This window comes from Rhizobium sp. CIAT894 (assembly GCF_000172795.2).
Lineage (GTDB): Bacteria > Pseudomonadota > Alphaproteobacteria > Rhizobiales > Rhizobiaceae > Rhizobium.
In genome coordinates, this window is record NZ_CP020951.1 from 454,338 (window position 1) to 471,778 (window position 17,441).

General features: G+C 61.6%; 13 protein-coding genes. 7 read left to right on the plus strand and 6 right to left on the minus strand.

Translation table 11 applies throughout. The annotated features are described in order from the left end of the window. Positions 1-12: 12 nt before the first annotated feature. From RHEC894_RS28475 to RHEC894_RS28490, 4 genes are all read right to left on the minus strand, one after another. Complete coding sequence (locus RHEC894_RS28475) at positions 13-699, minus strand: GXGXG domain-containing protein (protein ID WP_010068902.1); 687 nt, start codon at positions 697-699, stop codon at positions 13-15. Positions 700-768: 69 nt separating this feature from the next. Beyond that, a complete protein-coding gene (locus RHEC894_RS28480) occupies positions 769-1,674 on the minus strand; it encodes a glutamine amidotransferase family protein (protein ID WP_085740042.1) in 906 nt (301 codons plus the stop codon). 89 nt (positions 1,675-1,763) lie between these two features. Beyond that, on the minus strand, positions 1,764-2,447 hold the full coding sequence (locus tag RHEC894_RS28485; protein WP_085740043.1) for a helix-turn-helix domain-containing protein: 684 nt from the start codon (positions 2,445-2,447) through the stop codon (positions 1,764-1,766). An 81-nt stretch (positions 2,448-2,528) separates the two neighbouring features. After that, complete coding sequence (locus RHEC894_RS28490) at positions 2,529-3,488, minus strand: GlxA family transcriptional regulator (protein ID WP_085740044.1); 960 nt, start codon at positions 3,486-3,488, stop codon at positions 2,529-2,531. 86 nt (positions 3,489-3,574) lie between these two features. On the opposite strand from RHEC894_RS28490, the gene RHEC894_RS28495 reads away from it, so the two are divergent. From RHEC894_RS28495 to RHEC894_RS28515, 5 genes are all read left to right on the plus strand, one after another. Then, the gene (locus RHEC894_RS28495; protein ID WP_085740045.1) at positions 3,575-4,825 is read left to right on the plus strand and encodes a sarcosine oxidase subunit beta family protein; all 1,251 of its coding nucleotides are present in this window, start codon (positions 3,575-3,577) and stop codon (positions 4,823-4,825) included. A gap of 13 nt (positions 4,826-4,838) precedes the next feature. Then, a complete protein-coding gene (locus RHEC894_RS28500) occupies positions 4,839-5,120 on the plus strand; it encodes a sarcosine oxidase subunit delta (protein WP_085740046.1) in 282 nt (93 codons plus the stop codon). Then, positions 5,117-8,071, plus strand: a complete 2,955-nt coding sequence (locus tag RHEC894_RS28505; RefSeq protein ID WP_085740047.1) for a sarcosine oxidase subunit alpha family protein — start codon at positions 5,117-5,119, stop codon at positions 8,069-8,071. The genes RHEC894_RS28500 and RHEC894_RS28505 overlap by 4 nt, the downstream gene beginning before the upstream one ends. After that, positions 8,064-8,612, plus strand: coding sequence for a sarcosine oxidase subunit gamma family protein (locus RHEC894_RS28510; RefSeq protein WP_085740048.1), 549 nt, complete (start codon positions 8,064-8,066; stop codon positions 8,610-8,612). The genes RHEC894_RS28505 and RHEC894_RS28510 overlap by 8 nt, the downstream gene beginning before the upstream one ends. A gap of 465 nt (positions 8,613-9,077) precedes the next feature. Next, positions 9,078-10,208, plus strand: a complete 1,131-nt coding sequence (locus tag RHEC894_RS28515) for an RNA ligase (RefSeq protein ID WP_010069311.1) — start codon at positions 9,078-9,080, stop codon at positions 10,206-10,208. Between the two features lie 288 nt (positions 10,209-10,496). Here RHEC894_RS28515 and rtcR read toward each other — a convergent pair whose 3' ends face one another. Then, positions 10,497-12,104, minus strand: coding sequence for an RNA repair transcriptional activator RtcR (gene rtcR, locus RHEC894_RS28520; RefSeq protein ID WP_085740049.1), 1,608 nt, complete (start codon positions 12,102-12,104; stop codon positions 10,497-10,499). Between the two features lie 210 nt (positions 12,105-12,314). Between rtcR and RHEC894_RS28525 the strand changes: the two genes are divergently transcribed. After that, entirely contained in the window at positions 12,315-13,865 is a 1,551-nt protein-coding gene (locus RHEC894_RS28525; RefSeq protein ID WP_085740050.1) for an RNA-binding protein, read from the plus strand. Positions 13,866-14,660: 795 nt separating this feature from the next. After that, the gene (locus RHEC894_RS28530; protein WP_071091744.1) at positions 14,661-16,067 is read left to right on the plus strand and encodes an RtcB family protein; all 1,407 of its coding nucleotides are present in this window, start codon (positions 14,661-14,663) and stop codon (positions 16,065-16,067) included. Positions 16,068-16,391: 324 nt separating this feature from the next. On the opposite strand, the gene RHEC894_RS28535 is transcribed toward RHEC894_RS28530, so the two are convergent. After that, entirely contained in the window at positions 16,392-17,333 is a 942-nt protein-coding gene (locus tag RHEC894_RS28535; RefSeq protein ID WP_085740051.1) for a LysR family transcriptional regulator, read from the minus strand. Positions 17,334-17,441: the final 108 nt, after the last annotated feature.

A 17,441-nucleotide genomic window follows, 5' to 3' on the forward strand; every position in this document is an offset into this window, starting at 1 on the left:
ATGTCCCTCGGCTCAATACGCGTCGGCGTTGTCGATGTTGAAATTGTAGAGCTTGCGGGCCGAGCCGTAGCGCTTGAACTCTTCGGGCCTGACGCCCGTGACGCCTGCCTTGTCGAGCAGCTCGGCAAGCTTTTCCAGATGCTCGCGCCGCATCTCCTTCTCGATGCAGTCGGAGCCGAGGCTCTTGACCTCGCCGCGGACGAATAGCTTGGCTTCGTAGAGCGAATCCCCCAGCGCATCGCCGGCATCGCCGAGCACGACGAGATGGCCGGATTGGCCCATGAAGGCCGACATGTGGCCGATGCTGCCATGCACGACGATGTCGATGCCCTTCATCGAAATGCCGCAGCGCGAGGCCGCATTGCCCTTGATGACGAGCAGGCCGCCGCGGCCGGTGGCGCCGGCATACTGGCTGGCGTCGCCTTCGATGACGACGGTGCCGGACATCATGTTTTCGGCAACGCCCGGACCGGCCGAGCCATGAACCGTAATGGTGCCGCCGTCATTCATGCCGGCGCAGTAATAGCCGACCGAGCCCCTGACCGCGACCGTGACCGAGCTGTCGATGCCCACGGCGACGGCGTGGCTGCCGCGCGGGTTGATGACTTCGAATTCAGTGTCGTTGGCGCCTTTGGAAAGAGCGTGCAGCGCGCTGTTCAGTTCCCGAAGAGGGGTGTTGGAAAGATCGAATGTGGGCATTGATTCCTCGTTGGAAGCCTCGTTTGTCTGGGAGGCGGTCTGCGCCGCCTCTTGGCTTTCGGACGCCCCTCAGGCGGCCTTGTCGTGATCCCAGAAGTAAACGGTTGCCGGCTCCGGTTCCCAGACACGGGCATTCTCGATGCCGGGAAGGTTGACCAGCGCTCGGTATTCCGAACCGAAGGCGACGTACTGGTCGGTTTCGGCCATGACGGCGGGCTTGCAGGCGATCGGGTCGCGCACCACGCCGAAGCCGGACTTGGTGCCGACGACGAAGGTGAAGAAGCCGTCGAGATCGTCGAGCGCGCCGGTCAGCGCCTGGCCGAGATCCTTGCCCTTGGCCATTTCGGCTGTGAGATAAGCGGCGGCGACTTCGGAATCGTTCTGCGTCTCGAAGGTCATGCCTTCGCGCACCAGTTCGCGGCGCAGATTGTTGTGGTTGGACAGCGAGCCGTTATGCACCAGGCACTGGTCGGCGCCGGTCGAGAACGGATGGGCGCCGAGCGTGGTGACGGCGGATTCGGTCGCCATGCGGGTATGGCCGATGCCGTGGGTTCCGCTCATCGCGCGGACACCGAAGCGCGCTACGACGTCTTTGGGAAGACCGATTTCCTTGTAGATCTCGACGCTTTCGCCCGAGCCCATCAGGCGGACGGCCGGGCGGATCCGTTCGAGTGTCTCGCGCATGTCTGCAAGCTTGGAAGCATCAAGCTCGATGACCGCGTGCGTGCTCTTGACCCACACATGGGCTTTGATGCCGGCCTTCTCGAGGTCGCCGGCGAGGCCCTCGAAATCGGCGCCCGGGTTGGCGGACTGGATGGTGATCTTTGCCCTGCCCTCGGCCGTGCCGCCATAGATCGCGATGCCGGCCGAATCCGGCCCGCGATCGGTCATGGTGATCAGCATATCCGAGAGCAGATTCCCGAGCTGAGGTTCAAGGCTCTTGTCCTTGAGGAACAGTCCTACAATGCCGCACATGGCGCGTGCCTCCGTTCATGTTGAGAAAGGAGTAACAGGTCTCTATCGGGATATCAACTGGGAAGAATAAAGTTTTCCTCTAAGGCAATTCAGCTCCGCGAGCTCTGCTGGGGATAACTGATGATCGACAGGTATTTGCTCGGCAGTTTCACCAGTTGTTCCGGCCCATGCGGCGCATCGGCGTCGAAGAACAGGCTGTCGCCCGGTTGCATCTGGAAAAGCTGATCGCCGTGGCGGTAGACCACCTCGCCTTCGAGCATATAGAGAAACTCCATGCCCTCGTGCTGGAAGGTCGGGAAGATGTCGGAATCGGCCGTCAGCGTGATCAGATAGGGCTCGACGATGACACCGCTGGTATTGTTGTCGATATGGCCGAGCAGATTATATTGGTGGCCGGCGCGGGTGCCGCGCCGTTCGAGTTCGACGCCCTGCCCCGCCTTGACGAAAACGGCATTGCGCGGCTCCTCGAAGCGGCGGAAAAAGGCGGTCAGCGGCACGCCGAGCGCCCGCGACAGCGATTGCAGCGTCGTCAGCGACGGCGAGATATTGCCGTTCTCGATCTTCGACAGCATGCCGAGCGAAATGCCGGTCGCGGCCGCGAGATCGGTGACGGTGATGCCGAGTTTCTTGCGGTAGGCGCGCACCTCATGGCCGATCGCCATTTCGAGGTTGTTTTCCTTCGGTTCCCGAACGGCGTGCGGATCCTGGGAAAAAGGCGTGCGGCCGCCCTGTGCCTGTTCCGGTTGATCTGCCGCTTCGCCCTTGGTCTTCATCGGATTTTTCACTGCTGCCTTCTCTTTTGCGTCAAGGCAATCCTATCGCCATAGTGAAAATCTCTCAACCGTGAAGAAAACCTATTCCCGCCGTGCCGCCCGCGGAGCGATACCATAAACAGCACGGAACATCCGGGAAAAATGGCTGAGACTGGAAAAACCGGTGGCAACAGCGATCTCCGAGACGGAAAGCGGGCTCTGCTTCAGCAGGCGATGGGCATGCTGAAGCCTGATCCGGCGGTATTGATCGAGGAAACTGGTGCCGAGATGGGCCGCAAACAGCCGGTCGAGATGGCGGGTGGTGACGCCGGCGATGCGCGCCATGGCGGCGCGCTCGAGCGGCATCTCGATCGTCTCCTCCATCCGTTCGAGAACGCTGAGCAGGCCGGGGTGGTGGACGCCGTAACGCTCGGCGAGCGAGGCGCGCTGCGGGGCGGCGGGTTCGTTGACCTCGGTGTGGAGATACCAGTCGCTGACCCGGCGGGCGAAATCCGGCCCCATGCGCTCGGCGATCAGCACATGCATCATATCGAGGGCGGAGATGCCGCCGCCGCAGGTGATGCGGTTGCCGTCGATCATGAAGCGCGCCTGGCGCGGCGTGAGGTCCGGGAAGGCTTCGAGAAGGGCGGCCGCATATTCCCAGTGGATGGTGAAGTCGCGGCCGGCAAGCAGACCGGCGGCGGCCATCAGATAGGGGCCGCCGGAAATGCCGCCGATCCGCATGCCTTCGCGTGACAGCTGCCTCAGGCAGGCGAGCACGCCGGGATATCGCCAGTCCCGGGGCAGGCCGCCGGCGCAGACGAAGGCGGTGCCAAGACCCGATCCCCTCATGGGAAGAGGTTCGGCGGGCACGCTGACGCCGGAGGAGGAAAGGGCGGGCGTGCCGTCCGGCGAATAGGTGGAGACACGATAGATCTCGCGGCCGGCCAGAAGATTTGCCGCCCGCAGCGGCTCCGTCGCCGATGCATAGGACATCAGCGCAAATCCCGGAATCAGGATGAAGCCGATCGTCTGGATATTTCTGCTATCAAGTGAGGACATGTCCCTTTCTTAGCTATTTATGTCCCTATTGTGCAAGTCTGCCCGCTTCTTTCTGGCATCATGCAGCTGTTCTTTCCGGGTGACCCATGCGCTATTCCGCTCTTTCGATTTTTCTGAACGGCCTTCGCGGCAACAAGGGCTGGGCGCCTGCCTGGCGCGATCCGGCGCCGAGGCCGCATTACGACGTCGTCATCGTCGGTGGCGGCGGTCACGGTCTGGCCACCGCCTATTATCTCGCCAAGGAGTTCGGCATCACCAATGTCGCCGTGCTCGAAAAGGGCTATCTCGGCTCCGGCAATATCGGCAGGAACACCACGATCATCCGTTCCAACTACCTGCTGCCCGGCAACAATCCCTTCTACGAACTGTCGATGAAGCTCTGGGAAGGCCTGGAGCAGGACTTCAACTTCAACGCCATGGTTTCGCAGCGCGGCGTGCTCAACCTCTTCCATTCCGATGCGCAGCGTGACGCCTATACGCGCCGCGGCAACGCCATGCGGCTGCACGGCGTCGATGCCGAGCTGCTCGACCGGCAGACGGTGCGCAAGAAGCTTCCGTTCCTCGATTTCGACAATGCCCGTTTCCCGGTCATGGGTGGTCTATACCAGCCGCGCGGCGGCACGGTGCGCCACGACGCGGTCGCCTGGGGTTATGCCCGCGGCGCAGACAGCCGCGGCGTCGATATCATCACCCAATGCGAAGTCACCGGCATCCGCAGCGAAAACGGTCGGGTGACCGGTGTCGAAACCAGCAGAGGCTTCATCGGCTGCGGCAAGCTGGCGCTGGCGGCGGCCGGCAATTCCACCGTCGTCGCCGATATGGCCGGCCTCCGCCTGCCGATCGAAAGCCATGTGCTGCAGGCCTTCGTCTCCGAAGGGCTGAAGCCCTTCATCGACAATGTCGTCACCTTCGGCGCCGGGCATTTCTACGTCTCCCAGTCCGACAAGGGCGGCCTCGTCTTCGGCGGCGATATCGACGGCTATAATTCCTATGCCCAGCGCGGCAATCTGGCTTCGGTCGAACATGTCGCCGAGGCCGGGGTTGCAATGATCCCGTCCTTGTCGCGCGTGCGCTACCTGCGCTCCTGGGGCGGGGTGATGGACATGAGCATGGACGGCTCGCCGATCATCGACCGCACCCATATGGATAATCTCTATCTCAACGCCGGCTGGTGTTACGGCGGCTTCAAGGCGACGCCCGCCTCCGGCTTCTGCTACGCCCATCTGATCGCCCGCAACACGCCGCATCAGACGGCGCGCGCCTTCCGGCTCGACCGTTTCGCGCGCGGCCATCAGATCGATGAAAAGGGCGTCGGCGCCCAGCCCAATCTGCACTGAGGACATTTAGACGATGGCAAGCCTGATTTCTTGTCCCCATTGCGGCGTCCGGCCCAAGGAGGAATTCTCGATCCGCGGCGATGCGAACCTGGTCCGGCCGGCGCCGGATGCCGGCGCGGATGCCTGGTACGACTATGTCTATCTGCGCGACAATCCGAAGGGCCGGCACAGCGAATACTGGCACCATTCCTCCGGATGCCGCCGCTGGCTGATCGTCGAGCGTGATACCGTCACCCATGCAGTCCATGGCGTCAGGGATGCCGCTCTTGCGAAGCTAGGCGGAGAACCAGCATGACGAGCTTCCGTCTTTCCTCCGGCGGCCGCATCGACCGGGCCGCGACCCTCGGTTTCACCTTCGACGGCAAGGCGCTGGAAGGCCATCCGGGCGATACGCTCGCCTCGGCGCTGCTGGCCAACGGTATCCAGCTCGTCGGCCGAAGCTTCAAATATCATCGCCCGCGCGGCATTCTGACGGCGGGGGCCGCCGAACCGAACGCGCTGGTGACGACAGGCAGCGGCGGGCGCACCGAACCGAATACGCGCGCGACGATGATCGAGCTTTACCAGGGGCTGACGGCCAAGAGCCAGAACCGCTGGCCTTCGCTCGGTTTCGATGTCGGCGCCGTCAACGGCCTGCTCTCGCCTTTCCTCAGCGCCGGTTTCTACTACAAGACATTCATGTGGCCGGCGGCCCTCTGGGAAAAGCTCTACGAGCCGGTGATCCGCAAGGCGGCGGGCCTCGGCCGCGCCTCCTACGAAGCCGATCCCGACGCCTATGAGAAATGCTGGGCGCATTGCGACCTGCTGGTGATCGGCGCCGGCCCCGCCGGACTTGCCGCGGCGCTGACGGCGGGGCGCGCCGGCGCGCGCGTCATTCTTGCCGACGAAGGCGCCGAACTCGGCGGCAGCCTGCTTTCCGCAAGGGGCGCTGTCGACGGCAAGCCGGCGGACGCTGTTCTCGGCGAGCTGCTGGCCGAACTCGAAGGGCTGGCGAATGTGCGCCGCCTGCCGCGCATGACCGTGTTCGGCTGGTACGACGACAATGTTTTCGGTGCGGTCGAACGTGTGCAGAAGCATGTGGCGCTGCCCGATCCGGAGCGCCCCGTCGAAAGATTGTGGCGCATCGTCGCCCGCCAGGCGCTTCTGGCGACCGGAGCCGAGGAGCGGCCGCTCGTCTTCGGCGGCAACGATATTCCCGGCGTGATGATGGCAGGCGCCATGCGCAGCTATCTCAATCGGCAGGCGGTGGCGCCAGGCCAAAGCACGGTGATCTTTACCACCAACGATAGTGCATATGACACTGCCGCCGACCTCGAAGCCGCCGGCCTTCGAGTTGCCGCGATCGTCGACAGCCGCGCCGATGGCGGCAAGGGCTGGCAGGGCCGCGCCGAGGTTCTGCGGGGCGCCCGGGTCATCGATGCAGAGGGCGGCAAGCGCCTGCGCGGCGTCAGCATCGAGACCGCAGGCGGCATTCGCCGGATCGACGCAGATGCGCTCGCCATGTCGGGCGGCTGGAGCCCGGTCATTCATCTTGCCTGCCATCGTGCTGGGAAGCCGCAATGGTCCGAGGAGTCTTCGGCCTTTCTGGCGCCGGCATCACAGGACGGCCTTGCCGTTGCCGGCGCAGCCGCCGGCCTTGCGCAAACCACGGCCTGCCTCGGCGATGGCGCGGCGAAGGCCGCCGCCGCATTGCAGGCAATCGGCTTTTCAGCGGAACCGGCCTTTGTTTCAGCTCCCGAGACGGCTCCGCATGCAAAGCCGCTCTGGTCGGTGAAAGGCTCGAAGGGCAAGGCTTTCGTCGATTATCAGAACGACGTGCACCTCAAGGACCTCGGGCTTGCCGTGCGCGAAGGCTACGGCCATGTCGAGCTTGCCAAGCGTTATACCACCAGCGGTATGGCGACCGACCAGGGCAAGCTTTCCAACATCAACGCCATCGGCATTCTTGCCGAGGCGCGCGGCGTGTCGCCGGCCGAAGTGGGAACGACGACCTTCCGGCCCTTCTATACGCCCGTTTCCTTCGGCGCTTTGACCGGGTCATCGCGCGGCAAAGATTTCCAGCCGGCGCGCAAATCGCCGTTGCACGGCTGGGCGAAAAAGAATGGCGCGGTCTTCGTCGAAACCGGCCTCTGGTATCGCTCCTCCTGGTTCCCGCGCGCCGGCGAGACGACGTGGCGCGAAAGCGTCGACCGCGAAGTGCTGAATATCCGCAAAAATGCCGGCCTCTGCGACGTCTCGACGCTCGGCAAGATCGAAATCTTCGGCCGCGACGCCGCGACCTTCCTCGATCGCGTCTATTGCAACGGCTTCTCCAAGCTTGCTCTGGGCAAGGCGCGTTACGGCATCATGCTACGCGAGGACGGCTTCATCTATGACGACGGCACCACCAGCCGCTTCAGCGACGACCACTTCTTCATGACGACGACGACGGCGCTGGCCGCCGGCGTGCTCACCCATCTCGAATTCTGCGCCCAGACGCTCTGGCCGGAACTCGACGTCTGTTTCGCCTCCTCGACCGATCAATGGGCGCAGATGGCCGTTGCCGGGCCGAAGTCCCGCGCCATCCTCGCCGAGATCGTCGACGAGGACATCTCGGATGCGGCCTTCCCCTTCATGAGCGCCCGCAAGGTGTCGCTATTCGCAGGCCGCCTCGAAGGCCGGCTCTTCCGCATCTCCTTCTCGGGCGAGCTCGCCTACGAGCTTGCGGTGCCCGCCGGCTACGGCGAGAGCGTTGCCGATGCCATTATGGCGGCAGGCGAGAAGCACGGCATCTCAGCCTATGGTGTCGAAGCGCTCGGCGTCATGCGTATCGAAAAGGGCCATGTCACCCATGCCGAGATCAACGGCACGGTAACACCCGGCGATCTCGGCTTCGGCCGCATGATTTCCAGCACCAAGCCGGATTTCATCGGCAAGGCGATGCTTGCCCGCGAAGGCCTGCAGGATCCCGAGCGCCCGCGCCTCGTCGGCGTCAAGCCGCTCAATCCGGCAAGCGGCTTCCGCACCGGCTCGCATATTCTTGCCGAGGGCGCTGCGGCGACGCTGGAAAACGATCAGGGCTATGTCACGTCAAGCGCCTTCTCGCCGACGCTCGGCCATAAGATCGGTCTGGCGCTGGTCAGGCGCGGGCCGGAGCGCATCGGTGAGAAGGTGACGGTCTGGAACGGCCTGCACAATGAATTCACCGATGCGGTGCTCTGCCATCCCGTCTTCATCGATCCCGAAAACGAGAAGCTCCATGCCTGATCTTCCCCAGCACAGACCGGTTCTTGCCGGAACGGCATATAGTGGCCTTTCCGGAGCAAGCATCCGGCTGGAGGCCCTGCCGGAAGGCCATCTCCTGCACGTGCTCGGCGCGGTCGAGCCGGCGGCTCTCGCCACGGAACTGGCCAAAGCCGGCTTTACCAATAGTTCGATCCGCAAGGCCGGCTTCCGCCAATGGTTCGTCGCCGGCAACGAGCCGCTTTCCGCCGCCGGTCTCCAAGCCCTAGCGGCAGCGCTTGCCGGAAAAGCCGTCGTCATGGACCAGAGCCACGGGCGCGTGCGCATCGGCATATCAGGCCGCTCCTCGCGGCTGCTCCTCTCAAAAGGCACCGCCATCGATCTGGATCCAGCCGTCTTCCCGGAAGGCAGTTCGGCGATGACCATGGTCGGCCACATCTCCGTCCAGATCGTCCGCACCGGCGATGACAGCTTCGAACTCACCGTTCTGCGCAGCTTCGCCGAAAGCCTCTGGGACGAACTCAGGCATATGGCGGCGAGTGCTGAAAAGGACGGTGGCGCTTAAGGGCCGCCGTGCCGGCGCAAAGATCGACGATTGAGCGAAAATAGCTGTAAGGTTCAACTTTCCGGCGCGGTGGCACGCAGCCGTTGACCGTCGAGCCAACACGAGAATTCGCTACAGTGGAGAGGGTGGCGGCGAAATTTTTAGGGACTGACGAGCAGATGGTAAGCGGTGCCCCAATCAGACCTTGTGGCAGCCTAGATAATGCCGCGAGATAAATTCTTTGAGCATGATTGATCGAACCGTTATCTCAAATCGAATTCACGCTTCGACGCGGGGATCGCGAACGCCAGTAGCGAAATCATTGGCAAAGGCTGTGCTGGATCCGAACCCAAGGGGCGTTGCATCCATCAGAGCGGACGATCAAATCTATCAGTAAATCGCGTTTGACGGCGTGGAACGGCTGAACAATTGATAAGTTCAGCCGAAATTAATTCTGAAGGCGATAAAGGAGGGTGCTGTGAAAAGATGAACGACCCGATACACCCTGCACGCCAAATCCCGTTTCCCGACCTTATCGCTGGCTTGAAGCGAGCCCAAGGGCTCGGCCATGTCCATCGCCGTCAGAACGCAAGCGGTACTTTGCAGCTCTACATCTATACCCCCCGGTGCGTATATGAGGGTGGTTGGGATCAGTTTTCGCTGATCGCTCGCGGTCTCATTGTGGACGAGGGCGCTGGTCGGGTCGTTGCCACGCCGTTTCCGAAGTTTTTCAATGTCGGCGAGCGGCATGGCGAAGTACCCGATCTGCCGTTTGAGGCGTTCGAAAAGCTCGATGGTAGTCTGATAATCGTGTTCAATGATGCTGGCCGTTGGCACGCAGCCACCAAAGGCGCGTTCGACTCCGAACAGGCCCTATGGGCTCAAGCACGGTTGGATGCCCACGATCTCTCCGGTCTGTCGCCGGATACGACATATCTGTTCGAGGCGGTATATCCGGAAAACAGAATTGTCGTGCGATATGCGGAGCCTGCCATGGTGATGTTGGCGGCCTACCACGCTTCAGGTCTTGAAGTAACCTACGACGAGGTTCGAACGACCAGCCAAGCGTTGGGATGGCGTGCGGCCGAACGCCATGAGTTCGGGAATATCGCGGACATGATGCTTCATACTGCAACGCTCCCACGCGACAACGAAGGATTTGTCGTTAGATTCACAAATGGCTTGCGCCTCAAACTCAAAGGCTCCGAGTACCGTCGTATCCATGCGTTGATCTCACGCTGCACGCCATTGGCAATGTGGGAAGCAATGGCCGCAGGGGACGACATGGCCGCGATTCGTCGTGATTTGCCGGAAGAGTTTTGGAGCGATTTTGACAACATCGTACTCCTTCTGACGACGGCATACGCGGCGATGGAAAGGAAAGTCGCTGAACTGGCAGCATCTGTCGCCCATCTTTCCGATAAAGAGTTGGGATTGTCGCTCAATTCACTGCCTGCTGACGTGGGTCCTTACGTTTTTGGCTTGCGAAAAGCAGGTGCAATCGTAGGCAAGTCCCGAGACGCGTTGATGCGTTCCATCAGACCCACTGGCAACGTGTTGCCAGGTTACCAGCCGTCATATGCCATGGGGCGTGTGATTGATGAGGCAACATCGTAGATTTGCAGCGTACAGTAGCCCTGGCGTGAATGCAGGATTGAAGAAGGTCTCGGCTGAGAGTTCCTTCGGCTGTGACATTGAAGCAATAATGCGTTAAATAGCGGCATCAAGTGGAACGTGTGCTTTGCTCCAGAAGGCGTTCGATAGGTGAACCTCACGCCCAGACTTCCTGGTCGTGAAAACATCCAATGTACTCTCCATGGCGAAACTCCCTCGTCCATGGAAAGCCGATCACAGATTAGCCCAGACAGGGCAACGTGGGAGTGGAACACCGGTTATCACAAGCCTTTATCCGGCTTTCTTAATATCCTCGAATCGGAGGCCGAAGCGCGCGAGATATTTACTCAGGCGATCGGCGTCGTTGCTGCTCTTTTTCTCCAGTCGCGACATCGCGAACAAGGCTCTGCCCGCAGCACTTGCCGTGGCGTGTTGACGGCAAGTGTGAAGAACGGTGGCAAGCTGGGCCGTGTCGAAGCGATCGAGGCTAGCGGCCGTCTCTGCACCCAGCACTTCTTCAATGATCAGGTCCACCCTGCCGTCGTCATTTGAGCTGCGCCAAAACGCATTCAGCCGTCGGACTTCATCGTCAACGACGTCGGTCGTGATGCGCCCATGCGGCGCGAGGGTCGCCATGCGGGTCACCGACGCCGACAGATCGCGAAAGTTGGCGCTCCAGACGGCTTGTGAGCCAGTTGCGAAAGTCAGGTAGCGGTCGCGTGCTTCCTTGTTGAAAGTCACATTTTCGCCTTCTCGTTCCAGATAACGCCTGAGCTCGAAGTCGAGATTGGGCTCTATGTCCTCCTTGCGATCGCGCAGGGCCGGCAGCTGGAACGTCCAGAGGTTCAGGCGGGCATAGAGATCTTCGCGGAACCTGCCTTTGCGGACATCCTCGCCAAGATCGCGATTGGTGCCGGCAAGCAGCTGAAAGTCCGCGGAGGCCTCCCGATCAGCGCCCACGGGCAGGAACTTCTTTTCCTCGATCGCGCGCAGGCACATGGCCTGTTCGTCGAGGCCGAGTTCGCCAATCTCGTCGAGAAACAGCACGCCTTTGTCGGCGGACTTGAGCAAGCCGGCACGCTCGCCGGCAGCGCCGGTAAACGCGCCTTTCACATGGCCGAACAGGGTGGACATGGCATGGTCGCCGCGCAGGGGCGCGCAGTTCACCTCGATGAACGGACCACTGACCTTGCGCTGGCTCTTCTTCAGCTCGTAGATCCTGCGGGCGAGTTGCGATTTGCCGGCACCGGTCGGCCCGGTCAGCAGAACAGGCGCGGTCGAGCGGATCACCACCCTCTCGATCTCGTCGATCATTTTGTTGAAGGCGGCGCTGCGGGTCGAAATCCCCGACTTCAGGAAGGAGGCGGCGTCTTCGCGCTCGGAGGCGAAGCGCTTGGCGATTTCGTCATAACGGGACAGGTCGAGGTCGATGATCCGATGCGTGCCGGCGAAATCCTGCTCCGGCTCCCGGTCGCGCGGCGGCGAGAGCTGCAGCAACTGGCCGGGAATGATGCGGGCTTCGGTCAGCAGGAACCAGCAGATCTGTGCCACATGGGTGCCGGTGGTGATGTTGACGAGATAGTCTTCCTTCTCGGGGTCGAAGTTGTAGTTGCGGGCAAAGTCCCTGAGGTGCGTGTAGACCTCCGAGAAATCCCAGGGATCCCGGAAGTTGATGACATTGCTCCGCACCTCCGTTGCCGGCGCCACGGTTCCGATGTCGGCAACGATACGGTGACAGAGAGCTTGCGAGTGGTTGTCGTGGATCAGCTCGAGCCGGTCGATGAACAGGCCCGGCTGCTGGCAGAGCGCGACATTGGGCCGCCAGCGGCTCCAGCGATTTTCCCATTTCCCTGCATCCAGGGTGGTTCCCAATATGCTGATGGCGACGCGGCGGTTCATGGTTTATCCAAAATTATAAATCTATATAGCTTAAGATAATATAATCGGGATGCCGATTTTCGCAATTCATCATTTCGCGTAAAGGCTCATAAAAATTTAGTATTTAGAAACAGATAGATAAAAGAAAAATGCAGGGGGGATGTGTTCTTTTCTTCAAACTGGCACGCGTCTTGAAATGTATCTGGCACGAACCACACAAGAGGGGCTGTCATGGTCAACAAGGCGATCTTCAAAACCTACCTCGGGAAACTGCTCCCGGGAGCGGATACAAAAAATCATGAAGCGGCCCTGGCCTACCAGCTGACGCCGCGCGAGGCGCTGGCGCAATATGCCGTGACCGGCACCTTCAACGGCACCTTCTATGCTGAAGGAGCCGAGCAGCTTGACGCGGTAAAAACGCTTGCCCTTCAGGTCGAGCCGGAATTTCTCGCCAAGGTGGCTGTTTACGCCGCTGAAAAGGGTCACATGAAGGACATGCCGGTAACGCTGCTCGCCGTGCTCTCCGGCCTTCAGAGCGAGGCCTTTGCCCGTGCATTCCCGCGGGTGGTGAAGAGCGGCAAGATGCTGCGTGGCTTCGTGCAGGTCATGCGCTCCGGCGCCGCGGGGCGCAAGTCGCTCGGCACACGTCCGAAGAAGGTGGTGCAGGCGTGGCTCGAACGGGCCGGCACCGAGCAGATCCTGCGTGCGATGGTCGGAAACGATCCTTCGCTCGCCGACGTCATCCGCATGGTGCATCCGAAGCCGGCTACCGAGGAGCGCAAGGCGCTTTATGCCTGGGCGATCGGCAAGCCGCACGACTATGCGGCACTGCCGGAGCTCGTCAAGGCATTGGAAGCGTTCCGACGTGACCAGACGGTGCCAGTGCCTGATGTCCCGTTCCAGATGCTGACCTCGCTGCCGCTGACGCGGGAGCATTGGGTCGAGATCGCCCGCAAGGGTGGCTGGCAGATGGTGCGGCAGAACCTCAACACCTTTGCACGCAACGGCGTGTTCGAGGTCGAGGGTTTTGCCGAGGCGCTGGCGGTGCGGCTTGCCGATCCGGAGGGAATCCGCAAGGCAAAGGTCTTCCCCTATCAGTTGATGATGGCGTGGAAGATGGTCGATGGCCAGGTTCCGGATGTCGTGCGGGATGCGCTTCAGGACGCGATGGATACCGCCATCGCCAATGTGCCGTCCCTGATGGGCAATGTCGTGCTCTGCCCCGACGTGTCGGGTTCCATGGGCTCGCCCGTGACCGGCTACCGGAAGGGCGCGACGTCCTCGGTCCGTTGCATCGACGTCGCCGGTCTGATGGCTGCGGCGTTCCTGCAGCGCAACCCGAAGGCACGGGTGCTGCCGTTCGAGAATGACGTGGTGCGCGTCAGCCTCAACAAGCGGGATTCGGTGATGACCAATGCCGGTAAGCTGGCGAAAATCGGCGGCGGCGGAACCAACTGCTCCGCACCGCTGAAGATGTTGGCAAACGAGAGGGCCAAGGTCGATCTGGTGGTATTCATCTCGGACAATGAGTCCTGGGTGGATGCGCGCGGCAGCGGCCAGCCGACGGCGGTGATGACGGAATGGGCCAGGATCAAGCGGGTCAACCCGGCTGCAAAGCTGGTCTGCCTCGACATCCAGCCCCACGCCACGACGCAGGCGCCGACGCGGGAAGACGTGCTCAACATCGGTGGCTTCTCGGATGCCGTCTATGGGGTGATCACGGCTTTCGCGGCCAGTAGCAAGGGCGCGGATGGCTGGGTGAAAGCCATCGAGGCAATCTAGCTCTGACGGGCTCACAGGAAGCAATATCCTCGCGCCGCCGTGAACGGCGCGGGGAGCCGTGACGAATGCCGGATGAAACTACAGGCTGTTACCCTCCAGGTCGCGGGTTCGAATCCCGTCGGGTCCTCCACTTCATGGACCCGTAGCTCAGCGGATAGAGCAGGACGTTTCACCACACCTTGTCGTCACGGACAGATGGAATGACATGGCGAATGCATGGGGAACTACATCTGTGTCGCGAGTTCGATTCTCGCCAGGGCCTGGTCCTGTAGCTCAGTCGGTAGAGCAAGCTGTTCCCCGGACACTTGTCGTCATGACGAAGATTGCAGTGGCGAATGCCGGACGGAACTACAGCCTCCAAAGTTGGATGGTCTGGCAGGTTCGACTCCTCCTGGGCATACGCTCTCTGGCACGAGCGGGGCCATCCGGTTTCGTCCACCCTCGTCGCCGCTGCAAGCTCCTGCCACGCAGGAACGGACTACCCCGGCGAATGCCGGCAGGACTACAAGGAGAGAGCGGCCCCTCGGATTTCCGGCGGGCAGGTCGGGTGTTCAAATCATCCCGTGTTTCCGAAAGGAGCACGTAGCTCAGTAAATTGTCCTGTCAGATCTCGTCGCCGGGGATTGAACAAAGCCTTGGGCGAATGCCGCCGGCGACTACAGGGGCCGCATCGCGCCATGATCGTGGAATGCGTGCGGCGAGATAGATCTCCGCAATGCTCGTCGCCCAGGCGGTGTGAAGAGACGCAACGGAACAAGAAGGACTGCAAACGCAGAAAAGACAATGATAGCGGTAATGAGCGGACAGGATTTGATCGATGCCGGCATGAGCCAGGGGAAGTGGTTTCGCCCGGCTCTCGACGCGGCCAACGCGGTTTTGAGCAAGGGTGGCTCGGTGACCGATGCGCTGGAGGCGGCAAGGGCCTTCCAGCCCGGGCCGACGCTTGCCTTGAAGGCCGATAACGATATCGAGATCTATTCCAACATCCGCGCCGAGAACGCCTTCGAGCAGGACAATGTCGAGAAGGTCAATGCGACGATGCGGGCGCTGGTGCGCACGCCGGTCGTCCGGGCCGCGGCGATCATGCCGGACGCCTGCCCGGCGGGTCCGGTCGGAACGATCCCGGTCGGCGGCGTCGTCGCGTCCGAAGCGATCCATCCCGGCATGCATTCGGCCGATATCTGCTGCTCCATGGCGATCTCGATCTTTCCGAGCGTGGATCCGAAGTCGCTCCTGGATGCCGTGCACGCCGTGACGCATTTCGGTCCCGGCGGCCGTCCGCGCGGTGCGCAGATCAAGCCTTCCGAAGCGACGCTTTCGGCCTTCGAGCAGAATCCTTATCTGCGCGACGGTGCGCTGAGCGCTGGCATCGAGCATTTCGCCACCCAGGGCGACGGCAATCATTTCGCCTATGTCGGAACGATGAAGTCGACCGGTGAAACCGCGCTTGTGACCCACCACGGATCGCGAGCACCGGGCGCCCGCCTCTATGACAAGGGCATGAAGGTCGCCAATCGGTTTCGGGAGCGCATTTCGCCCGAGACGCATCGGGAAAATGCCTGGATTCCGGCGGATACCGAGGAAGGTGACTTTTACTGGTCGGCGCTGCAGACGATCCGCCAGTGGACGAAAGAGAACCACTATGTCCTTCACGACATGGCGGCGGAAAAACTCTCGGCCAAGGTCGCGGACCGCTTCTGGAACGAGCATAATTTCGTCTTCCGGAAGTCGGACGGGCTGTTCTACCACGGAAAGGGTGCCACCCCCGCCTTCGACAACTGGGCGCATGATGCGACCGATCTGACCATCATTCCGCTCAATATGGCGGAACCGATCCTGATCGTTCGCGGCTCGAACGCTGCCCATGGCCTCGGCTTCTCGCCGCATGGCGCTGGCCGCAACTTTTCGCGCAGCGCGCATATGAGGCAGCTGTCTGCGGAGTATGGAGCGGATTCGCGGGGGCTCAGCCCGAACAACATCGCGGCTATTCTGGAGAAGGAAACAAGCGGTCTCGACGCGCGGTTCTTCTCCGGCTTCGCCGACGTGTCGGAACTGCCGAGCGCCTACAAGAGCGCTGCGAACGTGCGGGCGCAGATCGCGCACTACGGTCTCGCCGAAGTGGTCGACGAGGTGATCCCCTACGGGAGCATCATGGCCGGCGACTGGCAGCAGAATGCACCCTGGCGTAAAAAGCGCCGGTAAACACCGGGGAAGGCAACCAGGCTTGCCTTCCCTCATATGCGCCATGGAATCCTGCTTAGAGTCTGCTCAAGAAAGCGGGTATCGGGCCGGCCTTCTTGTCATGAGTTTGATCGTTGAGGTTTGGAAGAAGGCAGTCAACCGTTAAGCCGAACACAACGTTACACCACCCAAATAACGTGTCGCCTGTTCAGGGAATGATGTGCAGAGAGTTCGATATCCTTCAAGGCGGCCAAGCTGAACATTCCGAAAGTGCGAACGCGCCGACCAAGCGAGCTGCGATCGGCATTGTCTCGATCGTCAAGTCTATGCCCGTATATCAACGGTTCATGCGAGGGCGAATGCGGTATCCCACGGCGTAGGATCTGGGAAAAGCTCGACGAGAAATGCAACGAACGCCCTTACGTTCGGATTGCCGCGCCGACTTTCCGGCCACAGCGCCGTTATGTGGTGTCTGTCCATCCAGTAGGTCTTCAGCACCGGGACGAGTTCGCCGCGGGCGACGTAAGGACCGGCGATGTACGTCGCCGAAATGCCGATGCCGCCGTCGTTCACGAGGATCGCCACGACCGCATCGCTGTTGTCGACGACGATGTTGGCGTTGGGCAAGACCTCCTGGATCCGCTCGCCGGTCCGGAAGGGCCATCGCATTGACTGTCCCGAGCTCTGATAGCGGAAGTTGACGCAGTCGTGCCCATCGAGGTCCTCGGGGCGCGTCGGAATGCCACGTCGCTCGAGGTAGGCTGGTGACGCGAACGCGCAGACCCTGTTCGGCGCAAGTGTCCTGGCGATAAGGCGTGAATCGACCGGCTGGCCCACGCGAATCGCCACGTCGATCCCTTCCTCGACAAGGTCTGTGAAGGTATCGCCTAGGCGGAGGTCGATAGAGACCTTGGGGTAACGCTCCCGGAACGCTGGGAGATGCGGACTGATGAGATGCACTCCAACCGGCAGAGGCGCGGTGATCTTCATCAATCCGGCGGGTTCGGCCCGCGTCGCGGCTGCGGCCTGTTCGATTTCCTCGGCCTGCTGCAACAAGCGCAACGCCCGTTCATGAAGTGCAAGTCCTTCAGAAGTCAGGGTCAAAGAGCGCGTAGTGCGGCTGAAGAGCCGGACTCCTAGCCGTTCCTCCAGGCGCTGCACGCTCTTGCTGATCGCCGAGGGAGAAATCGATAGGGAGCGAGCGGCAGCGGTGTAACTGCCAAGCGATGCGGCACGAGCAAACGCTATGATACCTGTCAGTCGGTCTATTCCGATTTGTTCCGCCATGGCACTATTAAAGCGAACATCGCCCAGATTATCAATCGACAAGTTTGGATCTATTCGTCCTACCACTGCATCACCGGATGCCAGAATGTGGTCCATTACACTTGAAGT